Annotated in this window: 18 protein-coding genes, 1 tRNA gene and 1 pseudogene; 12 read left to right on the forward strand and 8 right to left on the reverse strand. The window is 71.5% G+C overall.

The window, feature by feature from the left end:
- Nucleotides 1-9 precede the first annotated feature (9 nt).
- From ACFYW5_RS34790 to ACFYW5_RS34820, 7 genes and pseudogenes are all read left to right on the forward strand, one after another.
- Nucleotides 10-150, forward strand: coding sequence for a hypothetical protein (locus ACFYW5_RS34790; RefSeq protein ID WP_389421145.1), 141 nt, complete (start codon nucleotides 10-12; stop codon nucleotides 148-150).
- Between the two features lie 94 nt (nucleotides 151-244).
- On the forward strand, nucleotides 245-1,372 hold the full coding sequence (locus ACFYW5_RS34795; protein ID WP_389421146.1) for an inositol-3-phosphate synthase: 1,128 nt from the start codon (nucleotides 245-247) through the stop codon (nucleotides 1,370-1,372).
- A gap of 529 nt (nucleotides 1,373-1,901) precedes the next feature.
- Nucleotides 1,902-2,588: pseudogene (locus tag ACFYW5_RS34800) on the forward strand (EboA domain-containing protein); the annotation flags it as partial.
- Complete coding sequence (locus tag ACFYW5_RS34805; protein ID WP_389421147.1) at nucleotides 2,588-3,436, forward strand: TatD family hydrolase; 849 nt, start codon at nucleotides 2,588-2,590, stop codon at nucleotides 3,434-3,436. The pseudogene ACFYW5_RS34800 and the gene ACFYW5_RS34805, both read left to right, overlap by 1 nt.
- 3 nt (nucleotides 3,437-3,439) lie before the next feature.
- Nucleotides 3,440-4,597 (forward strand): metabolite traffic protein EboE, encoded by a 1,158-nt coding sequence (eboE, locus tag ACFYW5_RS34810; RefSeq protein ID WP_389421148.1) that lies wholly within the window; start codon nucleotides 3,440-3,442, stop codon nucleotides 4,595-4,597.
- Nucleotides 4,594-5,895, forward strand: coding sequence for an alkaline phosphatase family protein (locus ACFYW5_RS34815; protein WP_389421149.1), 1,302 nt, complete (start codon nucleotides 4,594-4,596; stop codon nucleotides 5,893-5,895). The genes eboE and ACFYW5_RS34815 overlap by 4 nt, the downstream gene beginning before the upstream one ends.
- 81 nt (nucleotides 5,896-5,976) lie before the next feature.
- Complete coding sequence (locus ACFYW5_RS34820) at nucleotides 5,977-7,014, forward strand: sugar phosphate isomerase/epimerase family protein (RefSeq protein WP_389421150.1); 1,038 nt, start codon at nucleotides 5,977-5,979, stop codon at nucleotides 7,012-7,014.
- Between the two features lie 69 nt (nucleotides 7,015-7,083).
- Here the strand turns inward: ACFYW5_RS34820 and ACFYW5_RS34825 are convergent, their stop codons facing one another.
- From ACFYW5_RS34825 to ACFYW5_RS34840, 4 genes are all read right to left on the reverse strand, one after another.
- Nucleotides 7,084-8,469, reverse strand: a complete 1,386-nt coding sequence (locus ACFYW5_RS34825) for an OFA family MFS transporter (RefSeq protein WP_389421151.1) — start codon at nucleotides 8,467-8,469, stop codon at nucleotides 7,084-7,086.
- A gap of 122 nt (nucleotides 8,470-8,591) precedes the next feature.
- Nucleotides 8,592-10,736 (reverse strand): acetate--CoA ligase family protein, encoded by a 2,145-nt coding sequence (locus tag ACFYW5_RS34830; protein ID WP_389421152.1) that lies wholly within the window; start codon nucleotides 10,734-10,736, stop codon nucleotides 8,592-8,594.
- Nucleotides 10,737-10,740: 4 nt separating this feature from the next.
- Nucleotides 10,741-11,982: a formyl-CoA transferase gene (gene frc, locus ACFYW5_RS34835; protein ID WP_389421153.1), complete on the reverse strand. Its 1,242-nt coding sequence runs from the start codon at nucleotides 11,980-11,982 to the stop codon at nucleotides 10,741-10,743.
- 10 nt (nucleotides 11,983-11,992) lie between these two features.
- Nucleotides 11,993-13,675 carry a thiamine pyrophosphate-binding protein gene (locus ACFYW5_RS34840; RefSeq protein ID WP_389421154.1) on the reverse strand — a complete coding sequence of 561 codons (1,683 nt, stop codon included), beginning with the start codon at nucleotides 13,673-13,675 and terminating at the stop codon, nucleotides 11,993-11,995.
- 144 nt (nucleotides 13,676-13,819) lie between these two features.
- Here ACFYW5_RS34840 and sucC point away from each other — a divergent pair, with 144 nt between their 5' ends.
- From sucC to ACFYW5_RS34865, 5 genes are all read left to right on the forward strand, one after another.
- Nucleotides 13,820-14,950: an ADP-forming succinate--CoA ligase subunit beta gene (gene sucC / locus ACFYW5_RS34845; protein WP_389421155.1), complete on the forward strand. Its 1,131-nt coding sequence runs from the start codon at nucleotides 13,820-13,822 to the stop codon at nucleotides 14,948-14,950.
- 14 nt (nucleotides 14,951-14,964) lie between these two features.
- Nucleotides 14,965-15,849 (forward strand): succinate--CoA ligase subunit alpha, encoded by an 885-nt coding sequence (gene sucD, locus ACFYW5_RS34850; RefSeq protein WP_389421156.1) that lies wholly within the window; start codon nucleotides 14,965-14,967, stop codon nucleotides 15,847-15,849.
- 54 nt (nucleotides 15,850-15,903) lie between these two features.
- Nucleotides 15,904-17,445, forward strand: a complete 1,542-nt coding sequence (locus tag ACFYW5_RS34855) for an aldehyde dehydrogenase family protein (RefSeq protein ID WP_389421157.1) — start codon at nucleotides 15,904-15,906, stop codon at nucleotides 17,443-17,445.
- 642 nt (nucleotides 17,446-18,087) lie between these two features.
- Complete coding sequence (locus ACFYW5_RS34860; protein ID WP_389421158.1) at nucleotides 18,088-18,570, forward strand: MarR family winged helix-turn-helix transcriptional regulator; 483 nt, start codon at nucleotides 18,088-18,090, stop codon at nucleotides 18,568-18,570.
- 162 nt (nucleotides 18,571-18,732) lie between these two features.
- Nucleotides 18,733-18,817 (forward strand) — tRNA-Leu (locus ACFYW5_RS34865).
- Nucleotides 18,818-18,904: 87 nt separating this feature from the next.
- Here ACFYW5_RS34865 and ACFYW5_RS34870 read toward each other — a convergent pair.
- From ACFYW5_RS34870 to ACFYW5_RS34885, 4 genes are all read right to left on the reverse strand, one after another.
- The gene (locus tag ACFYW5_RS34870; protein WP_389421159.1) at nucleotides 18,905-20,161 is read right to left on the reverse strand and encodes a hypothetical protein; all 1,257 of its coding nucleotides are present in this window, start codon (nucleotides 20,159-20,161) and stop codon (nucleotides 18,905-18,907) included.
- Nucleotides 20,158-21,321: a glycosyltransferase gene (locus ACFYW5_RS34875; RefSeq protein WP_389421164.1), complete on the reverse strand. Its 1,164-nt coding sequence runs from the start codon at nucleotides 21,319-21,321 to the stop codon at nucleotides 20,158-20,160. Before ACFYW5_RS34875 ends, ACFYW5_RS34870 begins: the two co-directional genes overlap by 4 nt.
- A 103-nt stretch (nucleotides 21,322-21,424) precedes the next feature.
- Nucleotides 21,425-21,931 (reverse strand): hypothetical protein, encoded by a 507-nt coding sequence (locus ACFYW5_RS34880; protein ID WP_389421160.1) that lies wholly within the window; start codon nucleotides 21,929-21,931, stop codon nucleotides 21,425-21,427.
- A 10-nt stretch (nucleotides 21,932-21,941) separates the two neighbouring features.
- Nucleotides 21,942-22,448, reverse strand: coding sequence for a SigE family RNA polymerase sigma factor (locus tag ACFYW5_RS34885; RefSeq protein ID WP_389421161.1), 507 nt, complete (start codon nucleotides 22,446-22,448; stop codon nucleotides 21,942-21,944).
- Nucleotides 22,449-22,677: the final 229 nt, after the last annotated feature.

Genomic DNA, 22,677 nt, shown 5'->3' on the forward strand with positions numbered 1-22,677 from the left:
GAGCACGCGATGCGATCAACGGCCCGACCCGCGACGGCCGTCACGGGTACGAGCCCGCTCCTCGGTTGCGTGTCGATCCGGGTGCGGGGCGAGCGCCTCTGCCTGTGGCGGCACGTCCGGATCGAGGAACTGCCCGTCCAGGGCCACTGAGCGACGGTGGGCGAGGGACGCCGGACCCCCGCCCACCGTCTTCCACCCCCTCCGGGGGAGCACCGGGGTTCCGCTCACGACAAGGAGGCTGCCCATGACCGTGTCCCGTTCTGGATCCCGAGTCGGAGTGTGGCTGATCGGAGCGCGTGGCTCCGTCGCCACCACGGTGGTCGCGGGCTGTGCCGCGGTCTCCGCGGGGCTGCGTCCGCCGACGGGCATGGTCACGGCAACCCCGCCCTTCGCCTCCTCGGGGCTGCCCCCGCTGCCCTCCCTCGTCTTCGGCGGCCACGACACCGTGGACTGCCCGCTGCCCAAGCGCGCGGAGGAGCTGGCGGCGGGGGGCGTGCTCCCGCCCGGCCTCCCGACCGCCGTATCCTCCGAACTCGCCGCCGCGGAAAGGGAGATCAGGCCCGGCGGCCCCCTGCCCGGCGACACCCGGGACCCGGACGCGCTGATCACCGCCTTCGCCGCCGACATCCAGGACTTCGTACGACGGCTCGGTCTGTCCCGTGCGGTCGTGGTGAACGTGGCCTCCACCGAACCCGCACCGACGGACCGGGACCTCCCGCCCAGTGCCCTGTACGCGGCGGCGGCCCTGCGCGCCGGCTGTCCCTACGTCAACTTCACCCCGTCCACGGGCCTGCACCACCCCGCCCTCGCCACCACCGCCGCCGAGTCCGGGCTCCCGTACGCCGGGCGGGACGGCAAGACCGGCCAGACCCTGCTCCGGGCGGCACTGGCCCCGATGTTCACCCAACGCGCCCTCGCCGTACGCGCCTGGTCCGGCACCAACCTGCTGGGCGGCGGCGACGGAGCGGCGCTGGCCGACCCGGCCGCGGCCGCGGCGAAGAACGCGGGCAAGGAGCGCGTCCTGGCCGACACCCTCGCCACCCCTCCCGAGGGCCAGGTCCACATCGACGACGTCCCCGCCCTCGGCGACTGGAAGACCGCCTGGGACCACGTGGCCTTCGACGGCTTCCTCGGCACGCGGATGATCCTCCAGACGATCTGGCAGGGCTGCGACTCCGCGCTGGCCGCCCCCCTGGTCCTGGACCTGGCCCGCCTGACGGCCCGGGCCCACGAGACCGGCCTGTCCGGCCCGCTCACGGAACTCGGCTTCTTCTTCAAGGACCCACTGGGGGAGGGCCCCGCGGCTCTGGCGGAGCAGTACACGGAACTGGTCGGGTTCGCGGGACGCCTGGGGGCGGGGCAGAAGCGGTGAGAGGGGCGCGGGCCTTCCCGCCCGTCCTCGCGGCCTCCTCCGGTACCGGTCACCAGAGCCTGACCGGCGTGGAAGCGCCCCGCCATTCCCACGCCGGCGAACTTTGCCTCCCGTGCCCCCTTGAGGCAGCCCCCACAGTCCCCGCAGTGACCGAGTCCCCCCACCCCGGCGATCCCTCCGCCACCCCCGAAGGGAGCACCCCATGACCCACCCCCGCCCCACGACGGACACCCCGACAACGGGCAACCAGGCCACCCAGGGCCCCCGGCCCACGGACGATGCTCGCCGCGCCACCGGGGTTGGCCGCACCGACGGTCCCGGTCCCACCAACGGGGGCGACCCCACCGACGGTGTTCACCCCGCCGAGGGCAGCCAGCCCACCGACGGGGGTCCCCCCACTGACCGGGGCCAACCTACCGACGGGGGTCACTCCACCGCCGGTGCTCACTCCCCCGACGGGGGCCAGCCCGCCGAGGGCGGCCAGCCCACCACCGATGGTCACCCCACCGAGGGGCCTGCCCCCCTCCCCCTCCCCCTCACCCCACCCCCCACCCTCCACGCCCACCTCTCCACCCACCTCGGCGGAGCTGCTCGTGCCTGGCTCGATCAGGCTCTCGACGAGGCCGCTGCCCATCCCGGCGCCCACGGGCCCATCTCCGTATGGGAGTTGCGCCTGGCCGAGGCCGGGCGGCGTTGCGGCTCCGCGTACGCCGACGCCGTCCGCGTCCTCATCCTGCACACGGTCCGGGCCGACGCCGCCGCCCTCACCCGCGTCTACTACCAGGGCACCGGTGCCGAGCGCCGCGCCGTGCTGCACGCCCTGCCCCACCTCGTGCCGGGCCCGGACGCCCTCCCGCTGATCGAGGACGCCCTGCGCACCAACGACACCGGGCTCCTCGCCGCCGCCGTCGGCCCGTACGCCGCCCGGCACCTCGACGCCCACCAGTGGCGGCACGCCGTGCTGAAGTGTCTGTTCACCGGCGTGTCCGTCAGCGCGGTGGCCGACCTGGAGCGCCGCGCCCGCGCCGACGCCGAACTCGCCCGCATGCTCGCGGACTACGCCGCCGAACGCACCGCCGCCGGCCGCCCCGTGCCCGAGGACCTGTACCGCCTCCTGGCCCTGGCCGAGTCCGGCCCCGCATCCTCACCGCACGGCTCGGCCCACCCCCACGGCGCCCACCCTCACGGCGCCCACCCCCACGGCAAGGAGTCCTGATGCGCATCTTCGACCCCCACATCCATATGACGTCCAGGACCACCGACGACTACGAGGCCATGCACGCCGCGGGCGTCCGTGCCGTCGTCGAACCCTCCTTCTGGCTGGGCCAGCCCCGCACCTCCCCGGCCGCCTTTCTCGACTACTTCGACTCCCTCCTCGGCTGGGAACCCTTCCGCGCCGCCCAGTACGGCATCGCCCACCACTGCACGCTCGCCCTCAACCCCAAAGAGGCCAACGACCCCCGCTGCGTGCCCGTCCTCGACGAACTGCCCCGCTATCTCGTCAAGGACCAGGTCGTGGCCGTCGGCGAGATCGGCTACGACTCGATGACCCCCGCCGAGGACACCGCCCTCGCCGCCCAGCTCCAGCTCGCCGCCGATCACGACCTGCCCGCCCTCGTGCACACCCCGCACCGCGACAAGGCGGCCGGACTGCGCCGCACCCTCGACGTCGTCCGGGAGTCCGCACTGCCCCCGGACCGCGTCCTGGTCGACCACCTCAACGAGACCACCGTCAAGGAGGCCAAGGACAGCGGCTGCTGGCTCGGCTTCTCCGTCTATCCCGACACCAAGATGGACGAGGAACGGATGGTCGCCGTCCTCCGTGCCTACGGCCCCGAACAGGTACTGGTGAACTCCGCCGCGGACTGGGGCCGCAGCGACCCCCTCAAGACCCGCGGGGTCGGCGACCTGATGCTGGCCGAGGGCTTCACCGAGGACGAGGTCGACCGGGTCCTGTGGCGCAACCCCGTCGCCTTCTACGGGCTCAGCGGCCGGCTGAACCTGGACGTCACGGCCACCGACGCCACCCACGAGGGCAACTCGATCCTCCGCGGCGGGGCGTGACCCATGCGTTTCCGCCACCCCGACGGCTCCACCGTCCACCTCGCCTACTGCACCAACGTCCACCCCGCCGAGACCCTCGACGGCGTCCTCGCCCAGCTCCGGGACCACTGCGAACCCGTCCGCCGCCGGCTCGGCCGCGACCGCCTCGGCATCGGCCTGTGGCTCGCCCGTGACGCCGCTCACGCCCTGGTCACCGACCCGTCCGCGCTGCGCGGCCTGCGCTGCGAGCTGGACCGCCGAGGCCTCGAGGTCGTCACCCTCAACGGCTTCCCCTATGAGGGGTTCGGCGCCGAAGAGGTCAAGTACCGCGTCTACCGGCCCGACTGGACCGACCCCGAACGCCTCGACCACACCACCGCCCTGGCCCGCGTCCTCACCCGGCTGCTCCCCGACGACGTCGACGAGGGCAGCATCTCCACCCTCCCGTTCGCCTGGCGCACCCGGCCCACCGACACGGCCCACGACGCGCTGCGCACCCTCGGCGAACGGCTCGACGCGCTGGCGGAACTCACCGGCCGCTCCCTGCGCATCGGCCTGGAACCGGAACCCGGCTGCGTCATCGAGACCACCGGTGACGCCATCGCCCCGCTCACCGCGATCGACCACCACCGCATCGGCATCTGCGTCGACACCTGCCACCTCGCCACCTCCTTCGAAGACCCGCACACCGCCCTGGACGCCCTCGTCGCGTCCGGGGTGCCTGTCGTGAAATCCCAGCTCTCGGCGGCCCTGCACGCCGAGCACCCCCACCTCCCCGAGGTCCGCGACGCCCTCGCCGCCTACGACGAGCCCCGCTTCCTGCACCAGACCCGCACCCGCACCGCCGCCGGGCTGCGCGGCACCGACGACCTCGGCGAGGCCCTCGGCGGCCGGGCGATCCCCGACGGGGCGCCCTGGCGTGCCCACTTCCACGTCCCGCTGCACGCGGCCCCCGCCGCGCCCCTCACCTCCACGCTTCCCGTCCTGAAGGCCGCCCTCGCCCGGCTGGTCGGCGGCCCGCACCCGCTCGCCCGCCATCTGGAGGTCGAGACCTACACCTGGCAGGCCCTCCCACGCGCCCTGCGCCCCGCCACCCGGGCCCAGCTCGCCGACGGCATCGCCGCCGAACTCACCCTGGCCCGGGACCTGCTGACGGACCTCGGCCTCAAGGAGCTGCCATGAGCACGAGCACCCCACGGACCGCGCCGGGCACCGGCCCCACCCCGCTCCTCGTGCTCGACGTCGTCGGCCTCACCCCCCGTCCCCTCGACCACATGCCCCACCTCAAGCGGCTCGCCCAGTCCGGCTCCCGTGCCGCGCTCGGCACCGTCCTGCCCGCCGTCACCTGCGCCGCCCAGTCCACTTTCCTCACCGGCGCCCACCCTTCCGAGCACGGGATCGTCGGCAACGGCTGGTACTTCCGCGAACTCGGCGACGTCCTGCTCTGGGCGCTGGAGGTCGTAGTCGAGGTGAGGGAGGTAGCACAGGGTCAGATCCGGGTGCCGGGTCCGGATGATGTGGCGGGTCGCGTCGATGATCCACTGGCTGGAGACGAGGTCGGCGCCGGGTCCCCAGAAGTGGAAGAGGGGGAAGGTGCCGAACTTGTCGGTGAGTTCGTCGTGGAGGGCTGGGGGCCGGGTGTAGCAGTCGGGTTCCTTGCGGCCGTCGGCGTAGTAGACCGGGCGGGGGGTGACGGTGAGGTCGGTGTCTTCGGCCCCGACGACCCGCGCTCCCTGCGAGCGGCCGCCGACCTGGACACGGCCCTGACCCCGCTCCTGGACGACGCCCGCGCGGAAGGCCGTACCGTCGTCGCCCTGTCCGAGTACGGCATCACCCGCGTCAGCCGCCCCGTCGACATCAACCGCGCCCTGCGCCGGGCCGGACTCCTCGAAGTCCACACCCAGGACGGCATGGAATACCTCGACCCGATGACCTCCCGCGCCTTCGCCGTCGCCGACCACCAGATCGCGCACATCTACGTCCGCCACCCGGAAGACCTCGACGCCACCCGCGCAGCGCTGGACGGGCTGCCCGGACTCGGTCAACTCCTCGACGACGAGGGCAAGAAGGCACACCATCTCGACCATCCACGCTCCGGCGAACTCGTCGCGGTCGCGGAACCGGATGCCTGGTTCACGTACTACTACTGGCTCGACGACACCCGCGCGCCCGACTTCGCGCGACTGGTCGAGATCCACCGCAAACCCGGCTACGACCCGGTCGAACTGTTCATGGACCCGCTCGACCCCTACGTCAAGGTCAAGACGGCGACCGCGCTGGCGCGCAAGAAGCTCGGCATGCGCTACCGCATGGCGGTCGTGCCGCTGGATCCCTCGCCTATTCGCGGCAGCCACGGCCGCCTTCCGGCGAGCGACGACGACGATCCGCTCCTCATCTGCTCCACCCCCCGAGCTGTCGGCGACCGCCTCGCGGCCACCGATGTGAAGTCACTGCTGCTCCGACTCGCCGGTCTCACCTGAGGGATGAACCCCTCAGGTCCGACTGGTCCCAAGTGAAGCACTCACCACTGACAACGGCCTGTGATCACGAGGAGTTCCCGCATGAGCCGCACTCACCGGACCGATCCCGACCTCACCCACCGCCTCAGCCGGCGCGGCATGCTCGGCGTCGCCGCGGGCGCCACCGCCGCCGCCCTGTTGGGCGCCGCGGCCCCCGCCACGGCCGCCACCGGCGCCGCCCCTTCTGCGGCGGGCCGCGGCCGTCCCGTCCTGCCGCCCGGCCGGCTCGGCATCCAGCTCTACAGCCTGCGCGACAAGGTCTCCACCCTGGGCTTCGCCGCCGTCTTCGCCGAACTGGAGAAGTACGGCTACGACGAGGTCGAGTTCGCCGGTTACAGCCAGGGCTCGGCGGGCCCGATCACCCTCGCCCAGCTCAAGCGGCTGGCCCGGAACCACGGCCTGAACCCCATCGGCAGCCACGTCGGCTACTACTCCGACGACCCGAACGCCTACACCTTCGCCCAGAACCTCACCAAGGTCCTCGACGACGCCCAGGCCCTCGGCCTCAAGCACATCGGCACCGCCTCGAACCCGTTCCGCTACGGCTCGACCGTCGACGCCTGGAAGCGCGCCGCCGAGGACTTCAACACCTACGGCGCGGCGGCCAGGGCGCGCGGCATGAAGTTCTACCAGCACAACCACTCCGAGGAGTTCTCCTTCGCCACCGACAACCCCAGGGTCCGCCTCTACGACGTCCTGCTCGCCGAGACCGACCCCGATCTCGTGTACCTGGAGATGGACATCTACTGGGCGTACTCGGGCCAGTTCCGCTTCTCCAAGCGGCCCGACGGCACACCCGCGCCCTTCGACCCGCTCGACTACGTCCTCAAGCAGCCGCACCGCTACCCGCTGTTCCATGTGAAGGACGGAGTCAGCGACCCGGCGAACACCTACGGCTACCGCATGGTCGACGTCGGCGACGGCGACATCGACTACCAGCGGTTCATCTCCGGAGTGACCCGGCTGCGCGGCCAACGGCTCGCCCATCACTGGCAGGCAGAGCACGACAACCCGGCCGAGTCCTTCACCTTCGCCCGGCGGTCCAGCGAGCACCTGCACTCGCTGCGCGAGGACTGCTGACGGCCGTACCGGCATGAGAAGGCCCTCCCCACCGCGGGGAGGGCCTTCTCAGGAGGACCTGCCGTCATGTCACCCCGTCTCGTCGCCGAGCGGCTGTGGATTGGGCACGATGCGCTTGTCCTTGTCGCGGCCCGGCGGGGACAGGAACAGGGCCATGAATCCGGCGAACAACGAGATGGAACCGGCCAGGATGAAGGCACCGGAGTGCCCCCACGCGCCGACGACCACGGCACCCATGCCCGCACCCAGACCGGAGACGAGCTTGGCGCTGTAGACCATGCCGTAGTTGGACGCGTTGTTGTTCTCGCCGAAGTAGTCGGCGGTGAGCGCGGCGAACATCGGGAAGATGGCACCGCCGCCGAACCCGGAGATGGACGAGAAGATCAGGAACAGCGGAAGGTTCTTCATCTCGGCCGACCAGAGGATGCCGTACTGGGACAGGCCCAGGATCACGCAGACCACCAGCAGGCAGCGCTTGCGGCCGTAGAGGTCGGAGAGCCAGCCGATGACACCGCGGCCGGTGCCGTTGACGATCGCCTTCAGGGACATGGCCGTGGCCACGACGCCGCCCGCGAACCCCGCTTCCTCGCCGATGTCCACCTGGAAGGCGATGCCGAAGATGTTCACGCCGGACGTGCAGGCCAGACAGAACCACATCAGAGCCACCCGGCCGGTCTTCCATGCCTCCCGGGGTGTGTACTGGTGGACCGCCGGCGGGTTCATCCGCATCGAGCGGGCCGCGCGGGGGTCCTTCGGCGGGTTGAGCGGGTCGATCGCGGCGGGCCACCAGTTCTTCGGCGGGTCCTTGAAGAAGTAACCGGCGACCCCGACCATGCCGGCGAGCAGGAGACCCACCGAGACCAGCACCCAGCGGAAGTTGGTCAGGTCCATGTAGCCGTTGAAGAGGAAGACGAAGGGCACCGAGCCGTAGGCGAAACCGCCGTTGACGAAGCCGGTCTTGCCGCCCTTGCGCTCCGGATACCACTTGCCGACCATGTTGACGCAGGTGGCGTAGACCATGCCCGCGCCCATGCCGCTGAACATGCTGAAGCCGATGTACGCGAAGACGACATGCGGCGCGAAGGCCAGCGACAGATAGCCCAGCAGGGTGCCCACCGCGCCGAGCAGCATCGCCCAGCGGGCCGGGAGTCTGCCGCTCTCACGCAGCTTGCCCGCGGGGAAGGCCACCGCGGCCTGGAAGAAGACCCAGACGGTCATCATCCAGAAGATGTGCATGCTGTTCCATTGGTGCGCGGTGTGCAGGGTGTCCTCGGCGGACGCGAACGCGTACTCCGCGGAGGAGATGCCCATCATGCCGATCCACGGCAGGATCACCATCCACTTGCGCTTGCGCCCCATGATGTCGATGTCGGACTCGCCCACCCGGTAGACGCGTCCGTTCTTGTCGGTCACCTCCCGGTAGGCGGCGACCTGAGGAACGTCGGTGGTTGTCACGGCTCGTTGCACCCCTTGCGTCGAAAGATCTGGCCAGCGCCCCCTGTCCCATGCCTTTCGTGCGCGTACGGGTCCTGGAGCCGGCCGACGCGCACCGTCGGCCGGCCCCGTGCCCCCTCACCTCATGAGCCGCCCCCCAACAGGCCCGCCGCTCTCGCCCAGCGGTACTTCGCGCCGAGCACGGCCACCGGCTTCTCGGTGGTGTACGGGTAGGCCACGACCCCGCGCTCGTAGAGGTACTGGCAGGCCTCCTCGACCTCGACGTCCCCTGCGAGCGACGCCACCACCGGCTTCTCGATCCCGCGCGCGCGGAACTCGGCCACCACGCGCGCGGTGAGCTCGGCGAAGACCATGGGGGGCGTGACGATGGTGTGCCAGTAGCCGAGGACCAGCGCGTGGATGCGCGGATCCTCCAGACCGAGCCGGATCGTCGCCTCGTACGTCGACGGCGGCTCGCCCCCGGTGATGTCGATCGGGTTGCCCGCGGCCCCGAAGGGCGGGATGAACTTCCGGAACGCCTCGTCCAGGTCGGACGGGATGTCCATGAGGGTCAGGCCGTTGTCGGTGACCGCGTCGGACAGCAGCACCCCGCTGCCGCCGGCCCCGGTGATGATCACGATGTTGTCGCCCTGGGGGGCGGGCAGCACCGGCAACGCGCGCGCGTACTCCAGCATGTCGTTCAGACCGGGCGCCCGGATGACCCCGGCCTGCCGCAGGATGTCGTCGTACACGGCGTCGTCGCCCGCGAGTGCCCCGGTGTGCGACCCGGCCGCCCGGGCTCCGGCGGCGGTCCGGCCGGCCTTGAGCACCACGACAGGCTTCTTCGGTACGGTCGCCCGAGCGGCTTCCACGAAGGCCCGCCCGTCCTTGAGGTCCTCCAGGTGCATGGCGATGCACTCGGTGTGCGGGTCCTCACCGAACCAGGTCAGCAGGTCGTCCTCGTCAAGGTCCGACTTGTTGCCGAGACCGACGATCGCCGACACGCCCGTCTTCGTGGTGCGGGCGAAGCCCAGGATGGCCATGCCGATGCCCCCGGACTGGGAGGTCAGGGCCACCCCGCCCTTGACGTCGTAGGGCGTGCAGAAGGTGGCGCACAGGTCGTGCCACGTCGAGTAGTAGCCGTAGATGTTCGGTCCGAGCAGGCGGACGCCGTGCCGTTCGGCGATGGCCACGATCTCGGCCTGGAGTTCGTGTTCCCCGGTCTCGGCGAATCCGGAGGGGATCAGCACGGCGTTGGGGATCTTCTTGCGTCCCACCTCCTCCAGGGCCGAGGCCACGAACCTGGCGGGGATCGCGAAGACCGCCACATCCACCTCGCCGGGGACGTCCGTGACACTCTTGTACGCCTTGCGGCCCAGAATGTCATCGGCCTTGGGATTCACCGGATGGATCTCCCCGGCGAAGCCTCCGTCGACGAGGTTGCGCATCACCGAATTGCCGATCTTCCCCGGTTCGTTGGAGGCGCCGATCACGGCGACCGAGGAGGGCTGCATCAGCCGGCGCATCGAGGTGAGGATCTCCTCGCGCGTGTACGTCCGGCGCGGCGGCGGCTGGTGCTCCGCGAGGATCACCCGGATGTCGGCGGCGACCGCGCCGTCCGCGGTGGCGATCACCGGGTTGAGGTCCACCTCGGCGATCTCGGGGAAGTCGGCGACCAGTTGGGACACCCGGCGGATCTGCTCCGCGATCGCCCACCGGTCCACGGCCGCCTGGCCGCGCACCCCGCGCAGGATCTCCGCCGACCGGATCGAGTCCAGCATCGACAGTGCCTCGTCCGCGTCCAGGGGCGCGAGCCGGAAGGTGACGTCCTTGTGGACCTCGACCAGCACCCCGCCGAGCCCGAAGGCGACGATTTTCCCGAACGTCGGATCCGTCACGGCGCCGACGATGACCTCCTGCCCCTTGGCCAGCAGTTCCTGGATCTGGACGCCCTCGATGCGGGCGGACGCGTCGTAGGCCCGCGCGTTGTCGACGATGGTGCGGAACGCCGCCCGGACGTCGGCGGCGCCCTCGACGCCGACGATCACTCCGCCGGCGTCGGTCTTGTGCAGGATGTCCGGAGAGACGATCTTCATCACCACGGGCCCGGCGAAGCGCGCCGCGTACGCCACCGCTTCCTCGACGTCGGTGGCGAGCTCCTCCCCGGGTACGGCGATGCCGTACGCGTCGGCGATCACCTTGCCCTCGGGCGCGGTCAGCGCGGTGCGTCCCTCGGCCCGCACGGAGTCCAGGAGCGTGCGCACCCTCAGAGCCCGGTCTTCGGCCATCACGTCAGATCACTCCGTTCGACTTGAGCAGGCGCAGCTCCTCGTCGCCGAGACCGAGCTCGCCGATGAAGACCTCTTCGTTGTGCTGGCCGAGCAGGGGTGAACCGGTCACCTCCACCGGGGAGTCGGACAGCTTCAGCGGACTGCCGACGGTCACGAACTCGCCGCGCTCAGGGTGCGGCACGGTGACGACCATCTCGTTGTCGACCAGGGAGGCGTCTTCGATGATCTCCTTGGTGGACAGGATCGGACCGCACGGGATGTTGTGCGCGTTGAGCCGTTCCAGCACCTCCCACTTGGGCAGGGTCGAGGACCACTCCTCGATCAGCTGGAACATCTTGGTCAGCTGGGGCAGCCGGGCCTCGGGCGTCGCCCACTCGGGGTCCTCGGCCAGTTCCGGCCGGCCGATGAGCTCGGTGATCGGCCGCCAGCCGACGGGCTGCACGATGACGTACACGTAGTCGTTCGGGCCGCCCGGCGCGCACTTGACCGCCCAGCCCGGCTGGCCGCCGCCGGAAGCGTTTCCGGAGCGGGGAACCTCCGTGCCGAAGTCCTCGTTGGGATATTCAGCGAGTGGGCCATGGGTCAGGCGCTGCTGGTCGCGCAGCTTCACCCGGCAGAGGTTGAGCACCGCGTGCTGCATGGCCACGTTCACCCGCTGACCACGCCCGGTGGTCTCGCGCTGGAAGAGCGCCGCGAGAATCCCGGCCACCGCGTGGACGCCCGTGCCCGAGTCCCCGATCTGGGCCCCCGTCGCCAGCGGCGGCCCGTCCTCGAAGCCGGTGGTCGACATCGACCCGCCCATGGCCTGCGCGACGACCTCGTACGCCTTGAAGTTGGTGTACGGGCCCTCGCCGAACCCCTTGATGGAGGCATAGACGATCCGTGGATTGATCTCCTGGATGCGCTCCCAGGTGAAGCCCATCCGGTCGACCGCGCCCGGACCGAAGTTCTCGACCATGACGTCGGAGCGCCGGATCAGCTCGGTGAGGAGCTCCTTGCCGCGCTCGGTCTTGGTGTTCAGGGTGATGCTGCGCTTGTTGCAGTTGAGCATCGTGAAGTAGAGCGAGTCGACGCCGGGGAGGTCGCGCAGCTGCTTGCGCGTGATGTCACCGGTCGGCGCCTCCAGCTTGACGACGTCCGCGCCGAGCCAGGCGAGCAGCTGGGTCGCGGAGGGCCCGGACTGGACGTGCGTCATGTCCAGGACGCGGATGCCTTCGAGTGCCTTGGTCGGCGTTCCTGTCATGGGAGCCACCTCACTTGTACATCGTCTGGTTCATGGTTCCGGGGGCGTACGCGTCCGGGTCGACCCAGACGTTGATCAGCGAGGGCTTCCCGGACTCGCGGGCGCGCCGCAGCGCGGGGCCGATGTCGGCGGGGTCGCGGACCTCCTCGCCGTAACCGCCCAGCATCTGCGCGAACTTGTCGTAGTGGACGTCGCCGAGGGTGTTGCCGACGCGCTCGCGGGCCTCGCCGTACTTGGCCTTCTGGCCGTAACGGATCTGGTTCATCGAGGAGTTGTTGCCGACGATGCCGACGAAGGGGAGGTCGTAGCGGACGAGGGTCTCGAAGTCCCAGCCGGTGAGGGAGAAGGCGCCGTCGCCGAAGAGGGCGACCACCTCCTTGTCCGGGCGGGCCTGCTTGGCCGCGAGGACGAAGGGGACGCCGACGCCGAGGGTGCCGAGCGGCCCGGGGTCCATCCAGTGGCCGGGCGACTTGGGCTGCACGACCTGCCCGGAGAAGGTGACGATGTCGCCGCCGTCGCCGATGTAGATGGAGTCCTCGGTGAGGAAGTCGTTGATCTCGCTCACCAGCCGGTAGGGGTGGATGGGGGAGGCGTCCGAGCGCAGGTGCGGCAGCCGCTTGTCGAGCGCGGTCTGTTCGGCCGAGCGCAGCTCGTCCAGCCACTCCTTGCGTTGGGAGGCGCCGCCGTTCAGGCGCCCGGACGCGGCCTCGGTGACCGCCTTGAGCACCAGTCCGGCGTCGCCGACGATGCCCAGGTCGATGTCGCGGTTCTTGCCGACGGTCCGGTAGTCGAGGTCGATCTGCACGACGGTCGCGTCCGGCGACAGCCGCTTGCCGTAGCCCATGCGGAAGTCGAAGGGCGTACCGACGATGACGATGACGTCGGCACCCGAGAAGGCGTACCGGCGGGAGAGCTGGAAGTGGTGCGGGTCGCCGGGCGGCAGGGTGCCGCGGCCGGCGCCGTTCATGTAGGCGGGGATGTTGAGGGTGCGGACCAGTTCGATGGCGGACTCGGTGCCGCGGGTGGTCCATACCTGGCTGCCCAGCAGGATCGCGGGCTTCTCGGCGTGCACGAGGAGGTCGGCGAGCTTCTCGATCGCCTCGGGGTCGCCGGCGGAGCGGGTCGAGGCGCGGTAGGCGCCGGGCCGGGGTACGCGGGCCTTGGCGGCCGGCACCTTGGCGTCGAGGACGTCCCGCGGGATCTCCAGGAAGGAGGGCCCGGGCGCGCCGTGGTAGCACTCGCGGAACGCCATGGACACCATGTCCGCCGCGCGTGCCGTGTCCGGTACGGCCGCCGCGAACTTGGTGATCGGAGTCATCATGTCGACGTGCGGCAGGTCCTGGAGGGACCCCATCTTGTGCTGGGTGAGCGCCCCCTGGCCGCCGATCAGCAGCATCGGGGACTCGGCTCGGAAGGCGTTGGCGACGCCGGTGACCGCGTCGGTCGTACCGGGCCCCGCGGTGACGACGGCGCAGCCGGGCTTGCCGGTGATGCGGGCGTACCCGTCGGCGGCGTGTGCGGCGACCTGCTCGTGGCGTACGTCGACGACCTCGATGCCCTCGTCGACGCAGCCGTCGTAGATGTCGATGATGTGGCCGCCGCACAGGGTGTAGATGCGGTCGACGCCCTCGGCCTTGAGGGCCTTGGCTACGAGATGACCACCGGAAATGACGTCCTGGGTGTCGTCGGGCATGGCGAAGTCCTGTCCCTTCGTAGGGGGTTGGAACGCTCTCGCGGTACATTGCATACAGTCGACGAATACTGTATGAAGCTTGTTATCCCGCATCCGGTGGGTGGTGTCCAGGGGGCGTGCGGCACTTTTGAGTCAGGAGCCGGTATGGACCTGTACGAGCACCAGGCAAGGCAACTCTTCGAGGAATACGGCATCTTGGTGCCGAGGGCCGAGGTCACGGACTGCGCGAAGGAGGCGCGCGAGATCGCTCGCCGGCTCGGCGGCCGTGTCGTCGTCAAGGCCCAGGTGAAGACCGGCGGGCGCGGCAAGGCGGGCGGAGTGAAGCTCGCCGCCGACCCGGCCGCCGCGGAACTCACGGCCCGCCAGATCCTCGGCATGGACATCAAGGGCCACCGCGTCGGCACGGTGATGCTGGCCCAACCCGTGGACATCGAGACGGAGTTCTACGTCTCCTACGTCCTCGACCGCGCGGCCGGCCGCTTCCTCGCCATCGCCTCCGCCGAAGGAGGAATGGAGATCGAGGAGGTCGCCGCCACCAGACCGGAAGCGGTGGCCCGCGTCCACATCGACCCGGCCGAGGGCGTCACCTCGGCGAAGGCGGGCGAGATCGCCGCGGCGGCCGGACTCCCGGCGCAAACCGTCGACGTCCTGGTACGGCTGTGGGAGGTGCTGGTCAGCGAGGACGCCGTACTCGTCGAGGTGAACCCTCTCGTCCGCACACGACAGGGCCGGATCCTCGCCCTCGACGGCAAGGTGACCCTCGACGACAACGCCGGTTTCCGACAGGCACGTTGGGGCGCCGAGACGGAGGCGCACGCCGATCCGCTGGAGGCGGCCGCCGCCGCCAAGGGCCTCAACTACGTCAAACTGGACGGCGAGGTCGGCATCATCGGCAACGGCGCCGGTCTGGTGATGTCGACGCTCGACGTGGTCGCAGGCTGCGGCGCCCGCCCCGCCGACTTCCTCGACATCGGCGGCGGCGCCTCGGCCCGGATCATGGCCGACGGGCTCTCGGTGATCCTTTCCGACCCGTCCGTGAAGTCGGTGCTCGTCAACGTCTTCGGCGGCATCACCGCCTGCGACGCGGTCGCCGACGGCATCGTCAAGGCCCTGGACGAGGTGCGGCTGACCAAGCCGCTCGTCGTGCGCCTCGACGGCAACAACGCGGCACGCGGCCGCGCCATCCTCGACGAGCACGCCCATCCGCTGGTCGAGCAGGCCACCACCATGGACGGCGCCGCCGCCCGGGCCGCCCGACTCGCCACCTCGGCCTAAGGAGACGGGACACCATGGCGATCTACCTCACCCAGGAGAGCAAGATCCTCGTCCAGGGCATGACCGGCGGCGAGGGCATGAAGCACACCCGGCGCATGCTCGCGGCCGGCACCGATGTCGTCGGCGGCGTCAACCCCCGCAAGGCGGGCCGCACCGTCGACTTCGACGACCGTGCCGTCCCCGTCTTCGGCTCGGTCGCCGAGGGCATCGCGGAGACCGGCGCGGACGTCACCGTCGTCTTCGTGCCGCCCGCCTTCGTCAAGTCGGCCGTCACCGAGGCCGCCGACGCCGGCATCGGACTCGCGGTCGTCATCACCGAGGGCATCCCGGTGCACGACTCCGTCGCCTTCACCACGTACGCGCAGCGCAAGGGAACCCGGATCATCGGCCCCAACTGCCCGGGGCTGATCACCCCCGGGCAGTCCAACGCGGGCATCATCCCCGCCGACATCACCAAGCAGGGCCGTATCGGCCTGGTCTCCAAGTCGGGCACACTCACCTACCAACTCATGTACGAGCTGCGCGACATCGGCTTCTCGACCTGCGTGGGCATCGGCGGCGACCCGGTGATCGGGACGACCCACATCGACTGCCTCGCCGCCTTCCAGGAGGACCCCGACACCGACATCATCGTCCTCATCGGGGAGATCGGCGGCGACGCCGAGGAACGCGCGGCCGCGTACATCCGCGACCACGTCACCAAGCCCGTCGTCGGCTACATCGCCGGATTCACCGCCCCCGAGGGCAAGACCATGGGCCACGCCGGCGCCATCGTCTCCGGCTCCTCCGGTACGGCGGCGGCGAAGAAGCGGGCCCTGGAGGCGGCCGGAGTGCGGGTGGGGAACACCCCGACGGAGACCGCGAAGCTCGTGCTCGCACGGCTCGATGAGCAGCGTTAGTCCAGACCTTCGCCCCACCCGCCCCCGACCGTGCACCGAGAGCGGAGCAACCCCATGGCAACCACCCTCACCCTCAAATCCGGCACCTCCTGGCCCGACGCCTGGCAGCGCTGTCTCGCCGTCGCCCCCGAGGCCTTCCGGGACGACCGCGTCCTCAACCTCTGGGCCGGCACCTGGCAGGCCGACGGCCGGGCTCTGCCCGCCACCAGCCCCGTCGACGGAAGCCCCATCGCGGGCCCGCCCCGCCTGGACCGGGCCGCCGCCCACCGGGCCGTACGCGCCGCGCTCGACCAGCACCGCGCCTGGCGGCACCTTCCCCTCGACGAGCGCCGCGCCCGCGTCGCCGCCACCCTCGACTCCCTCACCCAGCACCGCGAACTCCTCGCCCTGCTGCTGGTCTGGGAGATCGGCAAGCCCTGGCGGCTCGCGCAGGCCGACGTCGACCGGGCCATCGACGGGGTCCGCTGGTACGTCGACGGCATCGAGCCGATGCTCGCCGGGCGGACCCCGCTGGACGGCCCGGTTTCCAACATCGCGAGCTGGAACTACCCGATGAGCGTGCTCGTTCACGCAGTACTGGTTCAGGCACTGGCAGGCAACGCGGTCATCGCCAAGACCCCGACCGACGGCGGCGTCGCCTGTCTCACCCTGGCCTCGGCGCTCGCCGCCCGCGAGGGGATACCCGTCACCCTCGTCAGCGGCAGCGGGAGCGAGCTGTCCCAGGCGCTGGTGCGGGCGCCCGAGATCGGCTGCGTCTCCTTCGTCGGCGGCCGCGACACCGGCGCCGCGGTGGCCACGGCCGTCGCCGACCTCGGCAAACGACATGTACTCGAACAGGAGGGACTCAACACCTGGGGCATCTGGAACTACACGGACTGGGACGCGCTGACGGCGGTCGTGCCCAAGCTCTTCGACTACGGCAAACAGCGCTGCACGGCGTACCCGCGCTTCGTCGTCCAACGCACGCTGTTCGACGAGTTCCTGGCGGCGTACCTCCCCGCGGTGCGCACGCTCAGGGTGGGCCATCCGCTGGCCGTCGAGCACCCCGACGACCCGTACCCGGCGCTGGACTTCGGGCCGGTGATCAACGCGGCCAAGGCCAAGGAGCTGCACGACCAGGTCGCCGAGGCCGTCGACCGGGGCGCCGTGCCCCTGCATCGCGGCAGTCTGACCGACGCCCGCTTCCTGCCCGGCCAGGACACCTCGGCGTACGTCCAGCCCGTCACGCTGCTCAACCCGCCGCCGTCCTCGCCACTGCACCACGCGGAGCCGTTCGGGCCGGTCGACACCATCGTCCTGGTCGACACCGAGGCCGAGCTGCTGGCCGCGATGAACGCCTCCAACGGCGCCTTGGTCGCCACGCTGTCCACGGACGACCGGTCGGCGTACGAGCGCCTCGCCCCGCAGATCCGGGCCTTCAAGGTCGGCCACGGCACGCCCCGCTCGCGCGGCGACCGTGACGAGCTGTTCGGCGGCTTCGGGGCGTCCTGGCGGGGCGCCTTCGTCGGCGGCGACCTACTGGTCCGCGCGGTGACGCACGGCCCCGCGGGGGAGCGGCTGCCGGGGAACTTCCCAGAGTACCACCTCATGCCGTGAGCGACGGCGGGGAGCGGACGCGGCCTGCGGTGCGGGACAGCAGGCCGTGAGCACCGGCGGGCCGTGAGCGTCGGCGGGTCGTGGGGGTCGGGTCTGCGGTGACGGTGGCCTGTTGCGGGATGGGCGCGGCCTGGGTGTGGGATGGCGGTTCGGGAGCGTTGGCAGGCCGTGAGGGTCGGGCCGCGTCGGGGATGGCGGGGCGTGAGGGTCGGCCTCGGGGAGGGCCCGGCTGCGGTGAGGGTGGGCCTGTGGTGACGTAGATCCGCTATGGGGTGGGCGCGGCCTGCGTCGGGGATGGCGGGTGCGCGTCGCCCTGGGGGAGGGGCAGGCTGCGGTGAGGGTCGGCCTGCGGTGACGGTGGCCTGCTGTGGGGTGGGCGCGGTCTGGGACAGCAGGTCGTAAAGGTTCGGGCTGTGTGTGGGGGGGGGGGCAGGGCGTGGGCGTCGGCAGGCCGCGTGCCTCGGCCTGGGTGCGGGTTGGCCTGCGGCCAGAAGGTGCGGCGCGTGAGGGTTGGCGGGCCGTTGCGGTCTGCTGGGAGTGGGTGCCGGGCGGTCGCCTGGCGTGGTTGGGCGGCAGGACCCCTCGGGTATCGGGTCGGTGGATGACCGGGTCCGGGCGGAAGCTGATCGCTACAGTCGGCGCATGGTCCGTGACGAACCTCCCGCGTCCCCCGAGCCGCGGCCCGACGCTCGCCAGGACACCCGTCTCGGTCACCTCCTCCGGCTCGCGCAGACCAAGCTGGCCCGGGCATCCGCTCAGGCGCTGGCCCCGTACGGGGTGGACCGGCACGAGTTGGCGGTGCTCGCGGTGCTGTACGGCGCGCGGCCGCTGTCGCAGGTGGAGGCGGCGGGCCGGCTGGGCGTCGACCGCACCACCATGGTGGCGTTGATCGACGGCCTGGAGGACCACGGCCTCGTCGCCCGGCGGCGCAGCACCCAGGACCGGCGCAAGAACATCGTCGAGCTCACCGCCGCGGGCGAGGAGTGCTACCGGCAGGCCGAGCTGGCCCGCCGCTCGGCCGAGCGCAGCTTCCTGGCCCCGCTGGACGAGCGGACGGCCGCCACGCTGCTCCGTGCGCTGCACCTGCTGACCTGGGAGGACCGCACCACGGACAGCCCAGGGTGAGCAGGAGATCGCTCCTGGTGAAACCTTCCGCCGGAAGCTCCGCCGACCCCCTCCGCCGGCCCCCTCCACCCGGCAGATATGCACGTGAAGGCCACTCCGAAAGCTTGGTATTGTTGTCCCTGTCGCCGCCGGGAACACCCCCGGCAAGGCGGCAGACACCTGGTCCGGGTGGCGGAATGGCAGACGCGCTAGCTTGAGGTGCTAGTGCCCTTTATCGGGCGTGGGGGTTCAAGTCCCCCCTCGGACACATCCCAGCTTGTGCGGGTCGAGATTTCTCGGCCCGCACAAGCTGTTTTCGCACCCCGCACCCCGCACCCCGCACCCCGGCCGGCGGCTACGGCACCCCGAGCTCGAACAGCACATACCCCGCGTACGACCCGGACGCCACCGCCGCGATGCCGAGGGGCCAGCACATCATCAGGGGACTGAGGCGACGCAGGGCGAAGGCGAGCGGGAGGTAGAGGGGGAACGCCGGCAGCAGGTAGCGGGAGACGTTGGCGAAGATCTGCTGGCTGCCGAGGATCAGGGCCAGCGTGAGGACCGTGTACACCACGAGCGGCGCCGGGGGACGATGGCGCAGCAGCAGGCCGAGCATCGTGACGGCGAGCAGGACGGTGCCCACCCCGACGACGTCCGCGAAGGGGTAGGCGAAGAGATAGTCGAAGTGGCCCACCGGGAGGGACGTGAGGACGTCCAGGGTCTGTGCGCCGTAATCGAAGGTGTGCGCCCAGGCGCCGTCCTGGAGCTTGAAGTAGCCGCCGTAGTCGCCCATGCGGTGTCCGACCCAGGCCAAGTAGCCGAACAGTCCGAGCGGTGCCACCGCCAGCGCGAGCAGGGGGCGTACGACGCCCTCGTCCTGCCGATGGCGGTGCAGGGCGAGCGCGACGGCGACGCCGAGGGCCGCGATCAGGGCCCCGGCGGTGGGGCGGTTGAGGCCCGCGAGGAAGGTGAGAAGGCCCGCGGTGAGCCAGGCGCGGCTCAGCATGGCGTGGCAGGACCAGGCGGCGAGGGCGACGTAGAGGGAGTCGGAGTAGACCGCCCACTCCACCCCGGAGCCGGGCCACACCGCCCACAGCCCGGCCGCCGCCAGGCCCGCCCGGCGTCCGCCGAGGTGTGCGGCGACCGTGTGGATGCCGAGGGCCGCCGCGAAGGACGCGAGGACGGAGACGAGCAGGCCCGCGCCGTAGGACCCCAGGCCGGTCGTCTCGGAGACCAGGCGCATCAAGGCGGGGTAGAGGGGGAAGAAGGCGGCCGAGTTGCCTTCCAGGGTGATCATTCCGGTGGCGCCGGGGACCGGGACGAGGGCGGGGTCGTAGCCGTGTTCGGCGATCTGCCGGTACCACCAGCCGTCCCAGGTGGCGAGCACGTCCCAGGGGTGTGCGCCGCCGCCGAAGCGGGGGTTCTTCTCGCGGAAGTCGCCCGCGGCGTGCAGCAGGGACAGGAAGACGGTGAAGCCGATCAGCTTCAGGGTGCCGTAGAGGGCGAGGACGGGACCGTAGCGGGCGGCGGCCTCGCGCAGCGGGTGGCGTGGCGGGACCGGTTCGGTGAGGCGGGCGTTCCAGGTCGGCCGGGTGTCGGTGGTGGCGTTCATCGGGTCCCCTTGCCGAACACCCAGGCGCGCAGGAGGAGGAACCGCAGCAGGGTCGTGGTGAGGTTGGCGGCGACGAGCACGGCGAGTTCCGTGCGCGGCGAGGCGCCGGGTGCCGCCAGGTGCAGGGCGGCGAGCGCTCCGGAGGTGAGCGTCAGACCCAGGACGAAGACCAGCAGCCCGCGCGCCTGGTGCCGGAGCGCCCCGCCCGGGCCGCGAACGCCGAAGGTGAACCGCCGGTTCGCGGCCGTGTTCGCCACGGCGCACACCAGGAGCGCCAGCGCGTTGGCGGCCTGCGCCCCGGTCGCCGGGCGCAGGGCCGCGTAGAGCAGCAGATGGGCGAGGGTGCTGAGGGCGCCGACCAGGGCGAAGCGCAGGAGTTGGGGGAGCAGCCTGGGGGGCGAGGTGGCGGAGGGCAGGTTGCCGCGGGCGAGGGTCGTGCCGATCCGGACGATCCCGCGCAGGTCGGCGAGGGCGGTGGGAAGGAGGTCGACGCGGCTGTCCGGGTCGTCCACCCAGTCGACCGGCACCTCATGGATGCGCAGTCCGGCCCGTTCGGCGATCACCAGCAGCTCGGTGTCGAAGAACCACTCCTCGTCCCGCACCAACGGCACCAGCCGCTCGGCGACTTCGCGCCGTACCGCCTTGAACCCGCACTGCGCGTCGGAGAACCCGACCGCGAGGGTGGAGCGGAGCAGGGTGTTGTAGCCGCGGGAGATGAACTCCCGTTTGGGGCCCCGGACCACGCGTGATCCGGGCGCCAGTCTGGTCCCGATGGCGAGGTCCGAGTGGCCCGAGATGAGCGGCGCGACCAGGGGCAGCAGCGCGGTCAGTCCGGTCGACAGATCGACATCGACGTACGCCAGGACCGGTGCCGGCGACCGTGACCAGGCCGCCCGCAGGGCCCGCCCCCGCCCCTTCTCCTCCAGCCGCAGCCACTGCGCCTCCGGCAGTTCGCGGGCGAGGCGGGCGGCGATGAGAGGGGTGGCGTCGGTGCTGGCGTTGTCGGCGACGGTGATCCGGAACGGGTACGGGAAGCCCGCCCGCAGATGGGCGTGGAGCCGCCGCACGCTCTGCTCCAGACCCGCCTCCTCGTTGAAGACGGGGACGACGAGGTCGAGAACGGGGGCGAGGAGGTCGACGTCCATGGGGCCCCGGGTCATGAGCTGCTCCCGCTGTTTCGTCACGGTCTGTCCTTGTCTGTGCTGTGCCACAGGGCATGCCGAGGGCAGCCGGGGCGGGGTGTTCAGGAGGCGCGGGGCGCGGTCAGGGGGTGGCGGAGGTCTCCGGAGGCGGGGCCGAGGCCGGTTCGGTGGTGGAGGCCGGCGGCGAGGTGAGCGCGGAGATGTCGGGCGTGGACGTCGGCGGCTCGGACGACGTGGGTGTCGAGGTGGTGGCGTCCGTGGTGGTGGTCGACGGTGGCCGCGTCGTCGGCGTCGAGGTGGCGGTGTCCGGGGGCGTGGACATCGGTGACGTGCTCGGCGGCGCGGGCGTCGAGGAGGGGGAGGGGGCCGGAGGCGAGGTGGTCGGGCTGATCGTGGGCGCGGGGCGCGGCGAGCTGGGTTCGACGTGCTGTGCTCCGCCCGGCCGCAGCACCAGGGCGAGCGCGACCGCGGCCACCGCGAGCACCGACCCGGCGGCGTTACGGGCCGCCCGCAGCCGGCGCCGGGTCCGCACCGCCTCGTGGAGCCGCTCCCGCTGCCGGGCCTCCAGAGGGGTGTACTCCGCGGAGGAGCGCATCAGATGGGCGAGTTGCTCTTCGAAGTGGTCCATGGCTCCTCCTTCACCCGACCGGTTCGATGACGTCGGACAGGAGCCGCCGCAGCCGGGCGACTCCGCGGGAGGCGTGCGAGCGGGCGGTGCCGACGGGGCAGCCCAGCACGTCGGCGACCTGCCGGTCGGGCAGGTCCTGGTAGTAGCGCAGCACCACGGCGGTCCGCTGATCAGGGGTCAACTGCGCGAGCGCGGCTTCGAGCCGGGAGCGCTCGGCGACGGCGGCGGACACATCGCCCGGCAGCGCGGTCTCGGGCACCTGCTCGACGGGCCGCTCGCCCCACCACCGCCGCCGGGCCGACCGCGCGGCGGCGCGTGCCATGACCTTGCGGACGTAGGCCTCGGGGGCCTCCTCGCCAACCTTCGCCCAGACGAACCAGAGCTTGACCAGGGACTCCTGCAGCAGGTCCTCGGCGCGGTGCCGGTCCCCTCCGGTCAGCAGGCGCGCGAGATGGAGCAGCCCCGACCACCGGGCCGCCACAAAGTCGTCGAACTCACCCTCTCGAGCCCGTTGCATCCACACGTCCCTGCTGTCGCCAGTCACCTACACCTGTGAGAAGGCCCTGGCGCCCCTGGGGCGCTGCACTTGGGTCAGGTGATCTGGGCCACATCCGGCACGGAAACGCCACGGGACCGGTAACTTCTCGGCAGTCAGGCCGCTCTACCTTCTTGATCGGGTTGATCGAGCCATTCGTAGGGTTGGATCGCCCAGGGGTGCCGGGTGTGGCTATCAGGCTGCTGCCAGC

The organism is Streptomyces sp. NPDC002779 (assembly GCF_042888685.1).
In the GTDB taxonomy this organism is placed as follows: Bacteria; Actinomycetota; Actinomycetes; order Streptomycetales; family Streptomycetaceae; genus Streptomyces.

Coding starts and splice junctions, on each gene's coding strand:
- ACFYW5_RS34790 (WP_389421145.1), top strand. CDS start 10: ATGCGATCAACGGCCCGACCCGCGACGGCCGTCACGGGTACGAGCCCG.
- ACFYW5_RS34795 (WP_389421146.1), top strand. CDS start 245: ATGACCGTGTCCCGTTCTGGATCCCGAGTCGGAGTGTGGCTGATCGGA.
- ACFYW5_RS34805 (WP_389421147.1), top strand. CDS start 2,588: ATGCGCATCTTCGACCCCCACATCCATATGACGTCCAGGACCACCGAC.
- eboE (WP_389421148.1), top strand. CDS start 3,440: ATGCGTTTCCGCCACCCCGACGGCTCCACCGTCCACCTCGCCTACTGC.
- ACFYW5_RS34815 (WP_389421149.1), top strand. CDS start 4,594: ATGAGCACGAGCACCCCACGGACCGCGCCGGGCACCGGCCCCACCCCG.
- ACFYW5_RS34820 (WP_389421150.1), top strand. CDS start 5,977: ATGAGCCGCACTCACCGGACCGATCCCGACCTCACCCACCGCCTCAGC.
- ACFYW5_RS34830 (WP_389421152.1), bottom strand. CDS start 10,736: ATGGCCGAAGACCGGGCTCTGAGGGTGCGCACGCTCCTGGACTCCGTG.
- frc (WP_389421153.1), bottom strand. CDS start 11,982: ATGACAGGAACGCCGACCAAGGCACTCGAAGGCATCCGCGTCCTGGAC.
- ACFYW5_RS34840 (WP_389421154.1), bottom strand. CDS start 13,675: ATGCCCGACGACACCCAGGACGTCATTTCCGGTGGTCATCTCGTAGCC.
- sucC (WP_389421155.1), top strand. CDS start 13,820: ATGGACCTGTACGAGCACCAGGCAAGGCAACTCTTCGAGGAATACGGC.
- sucD (WP_389421156.1), top strand. CDS start 14,965: ATGGCGATCTACCTCACCCAGGAGAGCAAGATCCTCGTCCAGGGCATG.
- ACFYW5_RS34855 (WP_389421157.1), top strand. CDS start 15,904: ATGGCAACCACCCTCACCCTCAAATCCGGCACCTCCTGGCCCGACGCC.
- ACFYW5_RS34860 (WP_389421158.1), top strand. CDS start 18,088: ATGGTCCGTGACGAACCTCCCGCGTCCCCCGAGCCGCGGCCCGACGCT.
- ACFYW5_RS34870 (WP_389421159.1), bottom strand. CDS start 20,161: ATGAACGCCACCACCGACACCCGGCCGACCTGGAACGCCCGCCTCACC.
- ACFYW5_RS34875 (WP_389421164.1), bottom strand. CDS start 21,321: ATGACCCGGGGCCCCATGGACGTCGACCTCCTCGCCCCCGTTCTCGAC.
- ACFYW5_RS34880 (WP_389421160.1), bottom strand. CDS start 21,931: ATGGACCACTTCGAAGAGCAACTCGCCCATCTGATGCGCTCCTCCGCG.
- ACFYW5_RS34885 (WP_389421161.1), bottom strand. CDS start 22,448: ATGCAACGGGCTCGAGAGGGTGAGTTCGACGACTTTGTGGCGGCCCGG.